This is a genomic window from Mangrovicoccus sp. HB161399 (assembly GCF_013184745.1).
In the GTDB taxonomy this organism is placed as follows: Bacteria; Pseudomonadota; Alphaproteobacteria; order Rhodobacterales; family Rhodobacteraceae; genus Mangrovicoccus.
Genome location: NZ_JAATVU010000016.1, coordinates 1 through 15,742, shown reverse-complemented (window position 1 = coordinate 15,742; position 15,742 = coordinate 1). Strand labels below are relative to the sequence as shown.

The window sequence follows — 15,742 nt, the reverse complement described above, 5'->3', positions numbered from 1 at the left end:
AAATCAGCGCGTGTCCTGCAGGCAGGAAAGCCGAAGGCTGCGCCCCCCTCAACGAAGCGGCAGCCTTCTGTTCACATGCCGGAACGGGTCATTCCGCAGAGCGGGACGGGGCAGCGTAGCGCGCGGCGAGCGCCCGGAGCGCCCCCGCAAAGAGCGTCACGTCGATGCCGACGCCGGTGAAATTCGCGCCGACCGCCTCGGCCTTGGCGATATAGTCCGGGTCGGTGGACAGGATGCCCGCAGCCTTGCCCGCTGCGCGGATGCGGGCCAGCGCGTCCATCACCGTGGCCTTCACGTCCGGATGCCCGGGCCGGCCGGGATGGCCCATGTCGGCGGCCAGGTCGGACGGGCCGATGAAGACCCCATCGAGCCTTTCGATGCCCAGAATGGCGTCGAGCGCCGCCAGACCGGCGCGGCTCTCCACCTGCAGGATGATGCAGATCTGCGCGTCCGCGGTGGCCAGGTAGTCCGGGATCGCGCCGAAGCGCGAGGCCCGCGCCAGCGCGGAACCGACACCCCGGCGCCCGTTCGGCGGATAGAGGCAGGCAGCCACGGCGGCCTCCGCCTGTCCGCGGGTCTCGATCATCGGGATCAGCAGCGTCTGCGCGCCGATATCGAGCGCCTGCTTGATCTTCGCCGGATCGTCGTCGGGCAGGCGGATCACCGGTTCCGTCCCGGTTCCGGCAATCACCGCAAGCTGTGCCGAGAGCGAGCAGATGTCGTTCGGCGCATGCTCGCCGTCGATCAGGAGCCAGTCGAACCCGGCGGTGGCGGCGATTTCGGCGGCATAGGCATCGGCCAGGCCCAGCCAGATCCCGCGGGTGCGCTCGCCAGCGGCGAGCCAGGCCTTCAGGCGGTTCAGGGGGGCGGGCATGGTCACGCCTCCGCGAAGGACAGCGAGACGCTGCCGAAGGCGTCGAAATCGGCCTCGAAGCAGCTGCCGGGCGGCGCCTCGACAGGGCGTATGAAGGAGCCGGACAGCAGCACCTGGCCTGCCTCGATCCCCATGCCATACCGCGCAAGGCGGCGGACCAGCCACAGGATGCCCGTCACCGGATCGTCGAGCACGCCCGCGCCCAGCCCGGTTTCCTCGACCACGCCGTCGCGCTTCACGATCGCGCCCACCCAGCGCAGGTCGACCGCTTCCGGCGCGTGGCGCTGGTCGCCCAGCACGATCCCGCCATTGGCGGCGTTGTCCGAGACCGTGTCGGTGATCCTGCGCGGCACGCCGGTCGCCGGATCGGCGCGAAGGATGCGGGTGTCGAGGATTTCGAGGCTCGGGGCCACATAGTCCGTCGCCGCCAGCACATCTTCGCGCGTGACGCCCTCGCCTTTTAGCGGCGCCTTCATGGCAAAGGCGATCTCCGCCTCGATCCTTGGCTGGATGAACCGCCCGGCAGGGATCACCGCCCCGTCCGGGAAGGCCATGTCCGACAGCAGGACACCGGAATCCGGCGTGTCGATCATGAGCGCCTGCTGCATTGCCCGGCTGGTCAGTCCGATTTTCCAGCCGATGACGCCCAGTCCCGCCGCGCGCTTCCGCGCCACCAGCGCCGCCTGCACCGCATAGGCGTCGTCCAGCGTCATCGCCGGATGCGCGACCGACAGAAGCCCGGTCTGCACGCCCGTCGCCTCTGCCTCGAACAGCGCTTCCGCCGCACGCTCCACATCCATCTTCATTCGTCCGCCACCCCGTTCCCGAGCGTTCCGATCCCCTCTGCCGTGACCTCCACCACATCGCCGGGCTTCAGCCAGACTGGCGGGTCGAAGCGTGCCCCGGCCCCGGTGGGCGTGCCGGTGACGATGATGTCGCCCGGCTCCAGCGTGGTGAAGGTGGAGATATAGGCGATCTGCTTGGCGACCGGATGCAGCATCCGTCCCGTGCGGTCGGATTGCCGGATCTCGCCGTTCACGCGTGTCTCCAGCTGCACATCGAGGATCTGCGCCGGATCGGTGAAGGGCACCAGCCAGGGCCCCATCGCGCCGGAGCGGTCCCAGTTCTTGCCCTGGGTGACGTTGAACTTGGCATGGCGCACCCAGTCGCGGATCGTGCCCTCGTTGCAGAGCGTCAGCGCCGCGATGTGGCCGAGCGCCTCCGCCTCCGGAATGCGCCGCCCGCCCTTGCCGATCACCACGGCGATCTCGCCCTCGTAGTCGAGCTGCGCGCTTTCCGGCGGACGGATCAGGGCGGCACCGTGGCCCGCGAAACCGGAGGCGAAGCGCGGGAAGAGCGACATGTAGGGCGGCAACTCCGCCGTGCCGTCCCTGTACTCGGCATTGCGGTCGGGGAAGTTCACGCCGACGCAGAGGATCTTGCCCGCATCCGGCACCGGGATTTCCCAGGCGAACGCGCCGTTCCCGTGGCTGGGCCTGCGGCCTTCGGCAGCGGCGGTCACCTCCGGGATGGCTCCGGCAGCGATCACCGCCCGGAGCGTCGGATATTGCGGGAAGTCCGGCGAGAGGGCGAGCACGCCGCCCGGGACGACGGCGCCCCAGAGGGTCTCACCATTGGCGGAAAATGTGGCAAGGTTCATGCGATCCCTCCGAGACAGATGTACTTGAGTTCGAGATAGTCATCGAGCCCGTGGCGGCTGCCCTCGCGGCCCAGCCCGCTGGCCTTGACGCCGCCGAACGGCGCCTCGGGCGTCGAGATCAGCCCGGTATTGACGCCGACCATGCCGGCCTCCAGCGCCTCGGCCACGCGGAACACCCGCGCAAGGTCGCGGGAGAAGACATAGGAGGCGAGGCCGAACGCGCTGTCATTGGCGCGCGCGAGCACCTCCGCCTCGGTCTCGAAACGGAAGAGCGGCGCGACCGGGCCGAAGGTTTCTTCGCGCGCGACGGCCATGGCGTCGGTGACGCCGGCCAGCACGGTCGGCTGCCAGAAATGCGGCCCGGCCCCCTGCGGCTGCCCGCCGGCGACGACCTCTGCCCCCTGCGCCACGGCATCCTCGACATGGGTGCGGACCTTGGCAACGGCGCGGGCGTCGATCAGCGGGCCGAAATCGACGCCGGGCTCGAAGCCATTGCCGCTGCGCATCCCCGCCATCCGCTCTGCCAGCCGGGCTGCAAAGGCGTCATGGATGCCTGCCTGCACATAGATCCGGTTGGCGCAGACGCAGGTCTGGCCGCTGTTGCGGAACTTGGCGGCAAGCGTGCCCTCGACAGCCACCTCCAGGTCGGCATCGTCGAAGACGATCAGCGGCGCGTTGCCGCCAAGCTCCAGCGACAGCTTCTTGATCGTGGGCGCGCATTGCGCATAGAGCGCGGCTCCCACCTCGGTGGACCCGGTGAAGCTGAGCTTGCGCACTTCCGGCGACCCGGTCAGCACCGCCCCGATGACGCGCGACGGGCCGGTGACGACCGAGAGGAGCCCCGGTGGCAGCCCCGCCCGTTCCGCAAGCACGGCCAGTGCGATGGCCGAGAACGGCGTCTCGCCCGCGGGTTTCAGCACCATGGCGCAGCCCGCCGCCAGCGCCGGGGCGGCCTTGCGCGTGACCATGGCGTTCGGAAAGTTCCAGGGCGTGATCGCGGCAACGACACCGGCCGGCTGCTTCACCACGAGGATGCGCTTGTCCGGCGCGTGGCCCGGCACGGTCTCTCCATAGGCGCGGCGGGCTTCTTCCGAAAACCACTCGATGAAGCTCGCGCCATAGGCGATCTCGCCCCGCGCCTCGGCCAGCGGCTTGCCCTGTTCGGCGGTCAGGATCACCGCAAGGTCTTCCTTGTGCTGCATCACCAGATCGAACCAGCGGCGCAGCACGGCGCCGCGCTCCTTCGCGGTGCGCGCGGCCCAGCCCCGTTGCGCGGCGACGGCAGCGGCAATCGCTTCTTCCGTCTCGGCGGCGCCCAGGGACGGTACATGGCCGATGAGGTCGCCAGTCGCGGGGTCGGCAACCGGGAGCCCTTGGCCCTCGGCATGGACCCAACGGGACCCGATCAGCGCCGCCTCCGGCAGGAGCCCGGCATCGGCGAGGCGGGAGACCAGAGGGCGCTTCAGCATGGCGCCGCCCCCGCGTGCAGCGCGATCAGCGCCTTGCCGTAGTCGTTGCCGTTCGGAATGCGGCTGATGACGTGGATGTGGAACTTTGCAGGTTCGTCGTTGGACAGCCACATGCCGGAATGGTGGTCGAATTCCAGCATGACGACCGGGCTGTGGATGTGGAAGTAGAACGGATCGTCGTCGCCATGCCCGCCGATCCAGCTGAACCATGTCCGGTCGAGATGTGCCGCGATCTGCGCCATCCGCGCAGCGCGAGGCCCGTCCGGCCAGTGCTCGTGAAAGGTCTCGCAAAGCGACAGGAGCGCCGCGCGCTGGCCCGCGTCGAACTCGGTCGCGCAGACGCCCTCGACGGGCACGACCCGGTTGTCCTGGAAGGCACCGCCCAGATGGCGCTGGTCGGCGAAGTTGAACCGCCAGTCCGGCATCGCGGGGTCTTCCATCCGCATGTAGATCGTGGCGCGGCGGCGCAGATCCTCGGGCAGCGACTGCATGAGCCTGAGCCCCTGCGCCTCCTCTGCCTTGAACATCGAGAAGCTCTCGCCCGAGGCAAGCCGGATGTCGTTCGGCTCGGTGCCCATGAAGACGGGCGTGATCACCATCTGCCGGGCCAGGACCAGCACGTTGAAGCCGATGTGATGGCCGTAGATCTGCCAGCCCCAGGGCGCGGTCTCGGAAGGCGTGCCGAAGATCTGGAAGTGATAGGACCACTCGTTCATGATCTGGCGCAGGTCGTAGAGTTCGCCGAGGAACAGGTTCGCTTTCATCAGCCGCCGGATCTTGGCAAAGCCGCGCGCCGAGGTGCAGGCGGCCAACAGATCCCAGAACAGATCCCGGGTCGCGGCGGACAGGCATTCCAGCCGCACGCCGTTCTCGTTGAAGACCAGTTCCGGATTGTACCAGGCGCGCCATTCCTTCGCGCCCAGCGGCTTGCACACCGCCGCCTGCTCCGCTTGCGTCATCGTCGACAGCATCGCTCCGGCCGCCTCCACCGCCGGTTCCGGATCGAAACCTTCGTCGGCCAGCGCGAAGAGTCCGGCTTCCGGCATGCCGTCATGGGTGACGCCGACGAACGGCGCGTCGAGCAGCCGGGCCCAGTCCGCCTTCAGCGCGATGGCGCGCTCGGTGGAAAGGATCGGCGCGGAATAGCTCACGGGGTCCAACCCGCGCGACGGCCCCACCCTGTCATTGCTGTCGGGCAGCACGTAATCGCGGAAATCGCTCGAGGTCATGGAAGGCCTCCCCTCCTCGCTGAATTGCGGATTTGCTTCCGCGATAGGGGCGCCATGGCAGCAGTGGCAACGCCGCAGCGCGGCCGCTTTCCACATTCCGGACAGCGGCGGAAAAATCCTCTCGGTTCGTCAGCGAAATAGTGTTTCTCAGGAAAAAAGATTTTGGCTAGAATCATCGGAGGCAGGCCGCAGAGCCTGCGGGGAGGACATGGCATGAGCGTCAGCAAGACGGCGGAGGTCTACGAGTCGCTCAGGGAGGAGCTTCTCGACGGGAACTACAGGCCGGGCGCCAAGCTCGGCATCGACGCGCTTGCGGCCCGCTTCGGCGCGAGCCCCAGCGTGCTGCGCGAAGCGCTGTCGCGGCTGACCTCGGACCGGCTTGTCACGGCGATGCCGCAGCGGGGCTTTGCGGTCGCGGAGCTGTCGCTGGCCGATCTCGACGATCTCACCGAGGTTCGCATCGAGGTGGAGACCCGCTGCATCGTGCGCTCGGTCCTCAACGGCGATGTCGACTGGGAGGCCGCGCTGCTGGCCTCGTGGCACCGGCTGGCCTCGGTAGGGGCAACGCCGGAGGGACGGCGGCACCCGGACTGGGAAGGGCTGCACGCGAAATTCCATGACGATCTCGTCGCGGCCTGCGACAGCGCCTGGTGGCTCAGGCTGCGCGGCGCGCTCTACATGCAGGCCGAACGCTACCGCCGCGCGGTGCGCGCCGAGACCGACAGGACCCGCGACGTCGAGGCCGAGCACCGGGAGCTGCTGGAACTGGCCATGTGCCGCGATGCCGAAGGGGCGGCGCAGGCACTGGCGCAACATCTGGAACGCACCGTGCGCGCCGCGCGGGAGGCCGGGCTGCCCGATTGGCAAGCCCGCGGCGCGGCGCCCGCAAGGGAGAGAGTGGGAGGAACGAAATGACGATTCAGGAAAAGCTGCCAGGCGGACGGCGAGAAATGACCGGAACCCAGAGCATCCGGCGGTCCTTTGCCATCGTGCGGCATCTGGCAGGAGCCAGCCAGGAGGGCGAGAAGCTGGTGGACATCGCCAACGCCATGGAGCTGCCGCATCCGACTGCGCACAGGATCCTGAAGGCGCTGGAGGACGAGGGCATCGTCGAGCGGGCCGAGGGAACGCAGCGCTACAGGCTGGCCGCCGAGACCGCCTGGCTGGGAGTCGCGCCGTTCAACCGCTGCCCGATCACCCGCTATGCCTCGCCGCATCTGGACGAGTTGGTGGCACAGACCGGATCCTCGGTGCTGCTGTCGGTACCCTCGCATATCGACTCGGTCTATGCCGACCGGCGCATCGGCAACCTGCCGAGCCTGCTCAGCCAGGCCGAGATCGGCTCGCGCCGCCCGCTAGGGGCCGGGACCGGCGGACGGGTGATGCTGGCGCACATGAGCCCCGAGCGGCTCGACAGCGTGCTGGAGCAGAACGCCGCGCGCTATGCCCAGTATCGAGCGGGGCCCGAGACAGTGCGCCGCGACGTCGCCGAGGCGCGCGCCCAGGGCTTCCTCGTCGGCAACAGCCCGCTCTCGCGCGAGGGCCGCGTGGTCGCGGTCGCCGTGCGCGACGTGACCGGGCGGGCGATCGGCGCCATCAGCCTTGTCGGCCCACGTTCGCAGGGCTTCGAGCGCCGTATCGAAGGGCTGCTGCCGCAGATGCGCGGGGCTGCCCGCGAAATCGCAGCCCGCATCCAGCAGCAGCGCGTCACCATGCGCTGCCAGATGCCGATCCCGCCGCGCGCAGCCGCAGGCTGACGGCAGGACCGGCCGGGCTGCCGCGCCCGGCCGGTCCGACCCTCAGAAGGCGTGGGTATAGGCGATGGTCAGCGTGCCGATCTGCCGTTCGCCGCCAAACCCGTCGAACCGGCCGTAATTCACGTCGAGAAAGTCACCGTTCGGCAGAATCGAGGCAACGCCGATCTTCGTCGCCAGGATGTCCGGCTCGTCGATCACCAGATCGAGATCGTTGATGACTTCGCGCTCGTAGCCGATCTCTGCATATGGACCGATATCTCCCGGACGGAACGCGGCTTTCAAAAGCCTCACGCTGGCTTTGACCGTAGCATATTCGTCCGACTTCCCCACCGTTCCCTCGTTGGTGCCGCCGAGGCTGTTCCTCACCGTCTCGAAGCTTGTCTTCTGGTAGAGCCCGCGCAGCTTCGGGCGCAGCACCCAGCCCTCGGGCAACACGCTCCATTGCCCATGCTCGATATTGCCGATCAGCGCGGCTTCGGCATAGAGCTGCTCGTTTTCCTGGCTGGTCTCGAGATCCGCGAAGCCGAGCGGGATCATCGTGTCGGTGTCATTCCAAGTATAGATCGCCCGAGCCGCAATGCCCCAGTGGTCGTTCAGGTTCTGCAGCAGATCCAGCCGGATGCCCCGGGCGTCACTGTCGATGGTGCCGTCGTTGTGGCGGATATCGACATCGACCTGCCCCGTCACCAGACCGAAGCCAAGGAGCGTGCTGCCGGTCGGCATGAACAGGATCGAAGCCAGGCCGCTGATCCCCTCGCTGTCGGCATAGGTCTTGTTTTCGTCGCCCTCGCTTCGGGTCCAGGTGCCCTTCAGGCGCAGCGCGGCATTGCCGCCGGGCAGGCTGAAGGCCAGCGTGGCCGGGGTGGCAATCTTCGATGCCGTGTCCTCGTAGCCGGCGAAATCCTGGTCTGCATTGGCCGCATTGATCTGCGAGCGGGCCATGGCGGCGCGGGTCTGGACGGCGCCATAGGCCTCGTCCTGACCCAGCTCGGACCACAGCCCGGTCGGCCCGAAGGTCCGGGAGAATTTCGACCACGCATCGGGCGGGCCGGATTGGGCAAGGGCGGGGATGGCAACAAGGGCGGCAAGCCCGAAGGCGGGCAAGATCAGGTGTGAGCGCAAAGGTTTCCTCCCATCTGGCGCGCGGGACAGGCACGGTCCCGCCAGGCCGGAATTGGGAGGAAAGGCTTGGCTCCGGCAATGCGTGCAGCCGGGACCGTTCACATTCCGGACACGGACCCGCGATCAGCTCGCCGGCCGCGGAAAGACCCTGCCCTCGAAGAGCTTGCGGGCCGTCCTCAGCGTCCCTGCCGCCGTGACGCATCCCGTGCTGTCGCGCTCGATCAGCACCTCGGCCGCGCCGGTCGGATGCTCGATGGCAAAGTGCGCGTCCGCAGGGAGCCGGGCCAGCGCTGCCGCGGGACTGCCGGGCAAGGTGCAGGCCGTCGCCACGCTGACCGCGGCGAAGACGCCGATCGTGGCGTGGCAGCGATGCGGGATGAAGCTGCGGGTGGAGATCACGCCGCCTGCGCGCGGCGCCGAGACCAGCGTCATCTTCGGCACGGATTTCTCCGCGACATCGCCCAGCCCCATCAGCAGCCCGGCCTCCAGCCGGATCGCCTCCAGCCGTGCCTTCAGTGCCTCGTTGCCATCCAGCGCCCCGCGGCTCTCGGTGCCGTCAATGCCGAAGTCGGCGGCCGCCATCACCACGCAGGGCATGCCGTTGTCGATCAGCGTCGCTCGGATGCCGCCGATGACGTCCGCCGCGTTGCCGGTGGGCAGCAGCGTGCCGCACATCGAGCCTTCGAGCCCGGTGAACATCAGCGGCACCGGCGCATGGGTGCCGGGAACGCCGTCGATCGCCGCCGCGCCGCGATAGACGGCCCGGCCGCCCGGCGTCGCGATCCGCGCCACCGCGATCTCGCCGGTATTGAGCATGTGGATGCGCACCGGCGTCTCGCCGTCCCGCGCCGCCACCAGCCCCAGCTCGATCGCCGCCGGACCGACACCGGCCAGGATGTTGCCGCAAGCCTGCGCGTCCGAGACCAGCGGCCGGTCGGGAAAGACCTGCAGGAACAGGTAATCGACATCGGCATCCTCCCGCGAGGCGGGCGACAGCACCGCCACCTTCGAGGTCAGCGGATCCGCCCCGCCGATGCCGTCGATCTGCGCCGGATCGGGCGAGCCCATGATCCTCAGCAGCAGATCGTCCCGCGCCTCCCGCTGCTGCGGCAGGTCCGAGGCCAGGAAATACGCCCCCTTGGAGGTCCCGCCCCGCATCCAGAGGCAGGGAACCCCGTCGATTTCGGCATCATCCATCTCAGTCTCCCCCGTCCGGTGCAAGCGGCGGGGGAGGGTCCGGGAGGGGGGATCTGCCCCCTCCCGCCTTCCTCCGCCGAAACCGCCGTCAAATGTACTTGAGCCCCCTGGCCTCCAGCCGCGGGCGCATGTCGTAGATGTCGAGCCCCAGCTCGCCCGCCGCCAGCCGCACCCGCTTGGCCTCTTCCGCCGCCAGGCGCTTCTCCGCTGCCTCGAGGACCGCGGCCGCCTCCCCGCGGGCAACCACGCAGAGCCCGTCATCGTCGGCGCAGATCACGTCTCCGGGATGGATGGCCTGGCCCGCCACGACGATCGGCACATTGACCGAGCCCAGCGTCTCCTTGACCGTGCCCTGGATCGAGACCGCCTTCGACCAGACCGGGAAGCCCATCTCGCGCAGATCCTTCGTGTCGCGCACGCCCGCGTCGATCACCAGCCCGCGGCAACCGCGCGCCAGCGCCGAGGTCGCCAGCAGGTCGCCGAAATAGCCGTTGTCGCAGGGCGAGGTCGGCGCCAGAACCAGAATGTCGCCGGGGCGGAGCTGCTCGATGGCGACATGGACCATCCAGTTGTCCCCGGGCGCGGCCGAGATCGTCACGGCGGAACCGGCGATCATCGCGCCTTCCTGGATCGGCCGGATGTAGCTCTGGAGCGCGCCCTTGCGCCCTTGCGCCTCGTGGACGGTGGCGGTGCCGATCTCTCCGAGCCGGTCGATCACCGCCGGGTCGGCGCGGTCGATGTTCTGGACGACGACAGGCATGGTCACGCCTCCTCCTTCACTGGCGGGGTGCCGTGGGTGTGGAAACTCTCGATGGTTTTCAGCCCCCAGGCCTGGCCCTTCATCCGGTCGGCCTGGGTCCAGCAGACAGGCTTCCAGTCGGGCGCAAGGATCAGCCGCGCGCCGGCATTCGCGAGCTCCACCCGGTTGCCCGCAGGCTCCCAGACATAGAGGAAGAACGTCCCCTGCACCGCGTGCTTGTGCGGGCCGGTCTCGATATGGACGCCGTTCTGCAGGAAGATGTCGGCGGCGCGCAGGATGTCCTCGCGCTGGTCGGTGGCATAGGTGACATGGTGCAGGCGGGCATGGCCGCCGCCATGCTCCTCGGTGCAGGCCAGGTCATAGGTCTTGTTGTTGACGGTGAACCAGCAGCCGCCCAGCCGCCCGTTGTCGAGCTGGATGTACTCGGTCACCCGGCTCCCCAGGCAAGTCTCCATGAAGCGCCTGAACTCGGTCACGTCGGAGGCGAGCAGGTTGAGGTGGTCGAGCCTGCGCGGCGCGGCGCCGGTGAAGGCCGAGGCGGTGTTCTTCAGCGCCGCCTTCTCGGCCTCGTCCTGAGGCTCCCACCAGACCGTGTCGTAGTAGATCTCGAAGACATGGCCGAACGGATCCTCGAAGCGGAAGGCGCGGCCATGGCCGAGATCGCCGTCATTCCAGCCATGCACCTTGTAGCCCGAGGCCTCGATGGCGGCGACGCGGCGCTCCAGCGCCCCGGGGCTGGCGGCGCGATAGCCGATATGGGCGACGCCGGTCGTGTCCGAGCGGGTCAGCTTCAGGCTGTGGAACTCGTAGTCGTCCCAGGCGCGCAGCCAGGCGGAGTCGCCGTCGATTGCCGAGAGCTTCAGCCCGTAGACCCGGGTGAAGAAGTCGAGGCTCTCCTCGAACCGGTCGGTCAGCATCTCGACATGGCCCAGATGGGCGATGTCGAAGCTCGGATTGGCGGGGTCTGTCATGGGCTTTCCTCCTCGGGTCTCGCACGGCCTCCGGTCCGGGCGCGGCCGGCGAGGGGGTGCGGGGGAGAGGGATGCCCTCTCCCCTGCCCTCTCCCGCGCCCGGCCCGGACGCCGGTCACAGTTCGTCCACGGTGCGCGGGAAGACGCTCTCGAAGCCCTCCGCGTACCGGCAGTCGCGCCCGCCGGACTGGCCGCCGGAATTGCGCTTGAAATGGTTGGCGCGCTGCTGGGCAACCCGGGTGTAGTAGTCCCACAGATGCACCTGGCCGTTCATGTGCTCCATCGCGGCGCGCTTCTTCTCCCAGACGGGGGTGATGTCGAGGAACGTGTCGGGCTTCCAGCCCATCTGCTCGGTCTGGTGCGGCTCGAACAGGTAGAGCTGCGGCGCGCCGAGCACCGTCTGTCCCGGATTGTGCCCCCAGGCCTGGGCGATCATCCGGCATTCCAGCGCCACCTGCGTCATGTACATGTGGTCGGTATTGTACGGATCGAAGCGCGAATGGCTCATCATGAAGGCCGGCTGCACCTTGCGGATGAGATCCACCAGCCGGTCCTTGTCGCCGCGCTCCAGATGCAGCGGGTAGTCGCCCAGGTCGAAGCATTCCAGATGGTGCACGCCCAGGGCCGCGGCCGCCGCCTCGGCCTCGCCGCGGCGGATGTCCTTGACCTCCTGCAGCGACTTGCCGTCCTTCCACAGCCGGGCGCTCTCGCCGCGCTCGCCGAAGCTCAGGCAGGCGACCGTCACCTCGTAGCCCATCTCGGCATGCAGCGCGATGGCGCCGCCGCAGCGCCAGACGAAATCTGCGGCATGGGCGGAAATGACGAGTGCGGTCTTCTTCGGCATGGCAAGCCTCCCTGTCGGTGTCGGCCCGGGGATGCCATGTCCGCCCCGGCAAGGTCCATTTGGAAGCGCGTCCTCCGGCATAAGTTCCTTCTATACCATCTGGCCAACCACTGCCCGGGATGACAGGTTCGGGCTGGGCCATGGCAGGAGGAGTTTGCAATGGACGGAACGGGGTCTGCGGAGTTTCCGATTTGCTTCATCGGCTTCGGCGAGGCGGCCGGGGCCTTTCTCGGAGGCTGGGCCCTGCCGGACCCGGCTGCCGTCAGCGCCTTCGACATAAAGTCGGACGATCCGGCCACGCGCCCTGCCATGGCGGAACGCCAGGCGGCGGCCGGGATCCGCGGCTGCGACACCGCCGCCGCCGCGCTCGCAGGAGCGCGGGCCGTGTTCTCTCTGGTCACCGCCGACCGGGCGCTGGAGGCTGCCGTCGCCGCCGCGCCCCACCTGGAGCCGGGGGCGCTCTGGCTCGACGGCAATTCCTGCGCGCCCGGCACCAAGCGCCGCGCGGCGGAGACCGTGGAAACCGCCGGCGGGCGCTATGTGGACCTCGCGGTGATGGCACCGGTCCATCCGCTGCGGCATCTGGTGCCGCTGCTGCTGTCCGGCCCCCATGCCGCGGCGGCCGCCGCGCTGCTGCGCACGCTCGGCATGCGGCCCGCGATCGCCGGGGACGAGATCGGCCAGGCCTCGGCGATCAAGATGATCCGCTCGGTGATGATCAAGGGGATGGAGGCGCTGACCGCGGAATGCCTGCTCTCGGCGCGCCGTGCCGGGGTCGAGGAGGCGGTGCTCGGATCGCTCGAAGCCTCCGACCCGGACCGCGACTGGCGCGGGCGGTCGGCCTACAATCTGGAACGCATGATGGTCCATGGCGCGCGCCGCGCGGCCGAGATGCGCGAAGCGGCGGCGACCGTGGCCGAGCTCGGCCTCGGCGGCGGCATGGCCGCGGCCACGGCCGAGTGGCAGGACCGCATTGCCGCCACCGGCGCCCCGGCAGGCGGGGACGACCTGATCGCGCGCGCCGACGCGATCCTGGCGCGGCTGTGATCTCGCGCAACCTGCGCCATCTGCGGCTGTTCCTCGCCGTTGCCGACCTGGGCACGGTCACGCGGGCGGCGGATCTCTACAATGTCTCGCAGCCCGCGGTGACCCAGGCGCTCGGCAAGCTCGAAGCTCAGGCCGGGGGGCAGCTCTTCGACCGCACGCGGCAGGGATTCTTCCTCACCCCGCGCGGCGAGGTGCTGGCGGCGCGGGTGGCGCGCGCCTTCGGCCGGCTCGACCCGGCGCTGACGGAAATCGCGCCGCGGCTGCAGCTCACGGCCACCGCGGCGCAGCTGCAGGCCCTGGTCGCCGTGGCGGAGACCGAGAACTTCACCCTGGCGGCGCGGCAGATGGGCTTGTCGCAGCCCACCGTCCACCGCGCGGTCAGCCAGCTCGAGCAGGAGGCCGAGACGCCGCTGTTCCAGCGCATGGCCCATGGCATGGCGGCGACGCGGGCTTGCCAGTCCCTGGCGCGGGCCGCCGAACTGGGCTTCGCCGAACTCGACCAGGCCGAGGCGGATCTGGCCGAACTGGACGGCGGGGAGGCCGGCCGGATCGTCATCGGTTCGCTGCCGCTGGCGCGCTCGGTGCTGCTGCCGCAAGTGCTGGCACGGTTCCGGCGCCACCGTCCGACCCTGCCCGTCCGCGTTGTCGACGGGCTCTATGACGGGCTGCTGGCCGGGCTGCGCCGCGGCGCGGTCGACGTGATGATCGGCGCGCTGCGCCAGCCCGCCCCGATCGGCGACGTGGTGCAGGAGGAGCTGTTCCGCGACGGGCTGGCCTTCGTCGCCCCGCCCGGCCATCCGCTGGCGCGCGCAGGCACCCTTTCTCCCGCAGATCTTGCAGATCGCGCCTGGGTCGTGCCCCGCAGCGGCACCCCCGCCCGCGAGGGTTTCGAACGGCTCTTCGCCGAGGCCGGACTGCCCCTGCCGGCGAGCATCCTCGAGGCCGGTTCGATCCTGCTTATGCGCGAACTCCTGCATCGCGGCGACTTCCTCGGCTGCATCTCTGCCCATCAGGCGGCAGCGGAAATCTCGCGCGGGCTGCTCGACAGGCTGCATGTGCCGGAAACTCTGCCGCCGCGCCCCATCGGCCTGACCTTCCGCGAGGGCTGGCTGCCCACAGCCGCCCAGGCCGAAATGCTGGCCCTGCTCCGCGACGAGGCCGCCGCGATCCGCAAGCTATAGCATGTTCTTATCCAGGCCGACGCGCTTCGAATTGGTCCGGCGCGCCACGGACGGGCAGAAGGACCCGGCATGCGGCCTGCCATCCCGGCGGGTCCGGTTTCGGGAGGACCACACCATGCGCAGCACAATCCTTGCCGCCGCCATCGCCCTGGCCGCCGGCGCGGCCACCGCCGAAGACTTCAAGTTCGCGAATTTCATGCCGCCGACCCATCCCTATGTCGCGGGCGCCTTCCAGCCCTTCGCCGACATGGTCGCGGAGAAGTCCGGCGGCGACCTGACCGTGACGCTCTACAATGGCGGCGAGCTGGGCCCGGGACCGGTGGAGCAATACACCCGCGTGCTCGACGGCGTGGCCGAGCTGGGCGTCTCGCTGGCGGGCTACACCGCCTCGACCTTCCCGCTGACGCTGGTCGCCGAACTGCCGGGCGTGATCGACACCGAAACCGGCACGGCCGACCTGTGGAACAACATCGAGCTGTTCCAGCCGGAATACCGCCGCGCGATCCTCGTCTCGCTGTGGTCCTCGGCGCCGAACGTCCTCTATACCCGCGACAAGGCGGTGCGGTCGCCCGACGACATCAAGGGCATGAAGATCCGCGTGCCGTCGCGCAATACCGGCCTGCTGGTCGAGGCCTGGGGCGCGACACCGGTCTCGATGCCGGTTTCCGAGATCTACAACTCCCTGCAGACCGGCGTGATCGACGGCGCGATGATCGACACCACCGCGACCCGCGCCTTCCGGCTGGGCGAGGTGGCGAATTACCTGACGGTCGGCATGAAGACGACCAACTCGCCCTTCTTCATCCTCGCCAACCGCCAGGCCTTCAACGATCTTTCGGATGCAGACCAGGCCGCGCTGCTCGAGGCCGGCAAGGAAGCCTCGGTTCTCGCCAACCAGACCCAGCTGAAGGTCGCCGCCGACGGTCTGGCCGCCTTCGCGGAGATGGACGGGCACGAGGTGATCGAGCTGACCGCCGAAGAAGCCGCGCCCTTCGATGCGGCCGCCGAAGAGGTCACCGCGCAGGTCGTGGCCGAGACGGGCGGCAGCGCCCAGGCCATCGTCGACGCGCTGAATCCCTGAGATGGTGCGCAAGGCTGCCTCCGCCCTGTCGGCCGTGACCGGCGGGGCCACGGCGGTCCTGGCCGTGATCGGCGGGATCGCCCTGATGTCCCTCGTCATCCTGATCGTCGCCGGCGTGGTCATGCGCTACGCCTTCGGCCAGCCGATCCTGGGATCGAACGAGATCATCCAGCTGGCCGCCGTGGCGCTGGTGATGTCCGCCCTGCCCTACTGCACCTCGCTGAACGGCCATGTCGGCGTCGATGTCTTCGACCGCTTCCTCGGCCATTTCGGCCGCCGCGCGGGCGACGTGCTGGCGCGCTGCCTTTCGGGCTGGGTGCTGGGCGTGCTGTGCCACCGCGCGGTGCTCAAGGCGCTGGATGCCGCCGAGTTCGGCGACGCCACCAACATGCTGGGCCTGCCGCTCTGGCCCTTCTACGCGATCCTCGCCGCAGGCACCGGGCTGGTCGTCGTGATCTTCCTGATCCAGTGCCTCGACGTGATCCTGAACGGGGTGGAGCAATGACCGACGTCACCGCAGGCCTCTTCGGCATCCTTGCCCTGTTCCTGC

Annotated in this window: 16 protein-coding genes; 6 read left to right on the top strand and 10 right to left on the bottom strand. The window is 69.3% G+C overall.

Annotated features, from left to right (window positions below; all coding sequences use genetic code 11):
* Positions 1–88: 88 nt before the first annotated feature.
* The 5 genes from HCC78_RS11215 to HCC78_RS11195 are packed head-to-tail and all read right to left on the bottom strand — an operon-like array spanning position 89 to position 5,232.
* Complete coding sequence (locus tag HCC78_RS11215) at positions 89–874, bottom strand: aldolase/citrate lyase family protein (protein WP_172328867.1); 786 nt, start codon at positions 872–874, stop codon at positions 89–91.
* A gap of 2 nt (positions 875–876) precedes the next feature.
* A complete protein-coding gene (gene hpaH / locus HCC78_RS11210; protein WP_371743810.1) occupies positions 877–1,680 on the bottom strand; it encodes a 2-oxo-hept-4-ene-1,7-dioate hydratase in 804 nt (267 codons plus the stop codon).
* On the bottom strand, positions 1,677–2,534 hold the full coding sequence (locus HCC78_RS11205) for a fumarylacetoacetate hydrolase family protein (RefSeq protein ID WP_172328866.1): 858 nt from the start codon (positions 2,532–2,534) through the stop codon (positions 1,677–1,679). The genes hpaH and HCC78_RS11205 overlap by 4 nt, the downstream gene beginning before the upstream one ends.
* Entirely contained in the window at positions 2,531–4,003 is a 1,473-nt protein-coding gene (locus HCC78_RS11200; protein WP_172328865.1) for an NAD-dependent succinate-semialdehyde dehydrogenase, read from the bottom strand. The genes HCC78_RS11205 and HCC78_RS11200 overlap by 4 nt, the downstream gene beginning before the upstream one ends.
* Positions 3,997–5,232: a DUF3500 domain-containing protein gene (locus tag HCC78_RS11195; RefSeq protein WP_172328864.1), complete on the bottom strand. Its 1,236-nt coding sequence runs from the start codon at positions 5,230–5,232 to the stop codon at positions 3,997–3,999. Before HCC78_RS11195 ends, HCC78_RS11200 begins: the two co-directional genes overlap by 7 nt.
* Before the next feature lie 213 nt (positions 5,233–5,445).
* Here HCC78_RS11195 and HCC78_RS11190 point away from each other — a divergent pair, with 213 nt between their 5' ends.
* Complete coding sequence (locus tag HCC78_RS11190) at positions 5,446–6,147, top strand: GntR family transcriptional regulator (protein WP_172328863.1); 702 nt, start codon at positions 5,446–5,448, stop codon at positions 6,145–6,147.
* Positions 6,148–6,182: 35 nt separating this feature from the next.
* The gene (locus HCC78_RS11185) at positions 6,183–6,989 is read left to right on the top strand and encodes an IclR family transcriptional regulator (RefSeq protein ID WP_172328862.1); all 807 of its coding nucleotides are present in this window, start codon (positions 6,183–6,185) and stop codon (positions 6,987–6,989) included.
* A 42-nt stretch (positions 6,990–7,031) separates the two neighbouring features.
* Here the strand turns inward: HCC78_RS11185 and HCC78_RS11180 are convergent, their stop codons facing one another.
* The 5 genes from HCC78_RS11180 to HCC78_RS11160 form a co-directional block, all read right to left on the bottom strand.
* A complete protein-coding gene (locus HCC78_RS11180) occupies positions 7,032–8,111 on the bottom strand; it encodes an autotransporter outer membrane beta-barrel domain-containing protein (RefSeq protein ID WP_172328861.1) in 1,080 nt (359 codons plus the stop codon).
* Between the two features lie 123 nt (positions 8,112–8,234).
* Positions 8,235–9,308, bottom strand: a complete 1,074-nt coding sequence (locus HCC78_RS11175; protein WP_172328860.1) for a 4-oxalomesaconate tautomerase — start codon at positions 9,306–9,308, stop codon at positions 8,235–8,237.
* Positions 9,309–9,396: 88 nt separating this feature from the next.
* Positions 9,397–10,068 (bottom strand): 4-carboxy-4-hydroxy-2-oxoadipate aldolase/oxaloacetate decarboxylase, encoded by a 672-nt coding sequence (locus tag HCC78_RS11170; protein ID WP_172328859.1) that lies wholly within the window; start codon positions 10,066–10,068, stop codon positions 9,397–9,399.
* A 2-nt stretch (positions 10,069–10,070) separates the two neighbouring features.
* A complete protein-coding gene (locus tag HCC78_RS11165; RefSeq protein WP_172328858.1) occupies positions 10,071–11,039 on the bottom strand; it encodes a VOC family protein in 969 nt (322 codons plus the stop codon).
* 115 nt (positions 11,040–11,154) lie between these two features.
* Positions 11,155–11,883: a PIG-L deacetylase family protein gene (locus HCC78_RS11160; RefSeq protein WP_172328857.1), complete on the bottom strand. Its 729-nt coding sequence runs from the start codon at positions 11,881–11,883 to the stop codon at positions 11,155–11,157.
* Between the two features lie 159 nt (positions 11,884–12,042).
* Between HCC78_RS11160 and HCC78_RS11155 the strand changes: the two genes are divergently transcribed.
* The 4 genes from HCC78_RS11155 (at position 12,043) to HCC78_RS11140 (ending at position 15,697) form a co-directional block, all read left to right on the top strand.
* Positions 12,043–12,930, top strand: coding sequence for an NAD(P)-dependent oxidoreductase (locus tag HCC78_RS11155; protein ID WP_172328856.1), 888 nt, complete (start codon positions 12,043–12,045; stop codon positions 12,928–12,930).
* The gene (locus HCC78_RS11150) at positions 12,927–14,111 is read left to right on the top strand and encodes a LysR substrate-binding domain-containing protein (RefSeq protein ID WP_172328855.1); all 1,185 of its coding nucleotides are present in this window, start codon (positions 12,927–12,929) and stop codon (positions 14,109–14,111) included. The genes HCC78_RS11155 and HCC78_RS11150 overlap by 4 nt, the downstream gene beginning before the upstream one ends.
* A gap of 115 nt (positions 14,112–14,226) precedes the next feature.
* On the top strand, positions 14,227–15,192 hold the full coding sequence (locus tag HCC78_RS11145) for a TRAP transporter substrate-binding protein (protein ID WP_172328854.1): 966 nt from the start codon (positions 14,227–14,229) through the stop codon (positions 15,190–15,192).
* 1 nt (position 15,193) lies between these two features.
* Positions 15,194–15,697 carry a TRAP transporter small permease gene (locus HCC78_RS11140; protein WP_172328853.1) on the top strand — a complete coding sequence of 168 codons (504 nt, stop codon included), beginning with the start codon at positions 15,194–15,196 and terminating at the stop codon, positions 15,695–15,697.
* Positions 15,698–15,742: the final 45 nt, after the last annotated feature.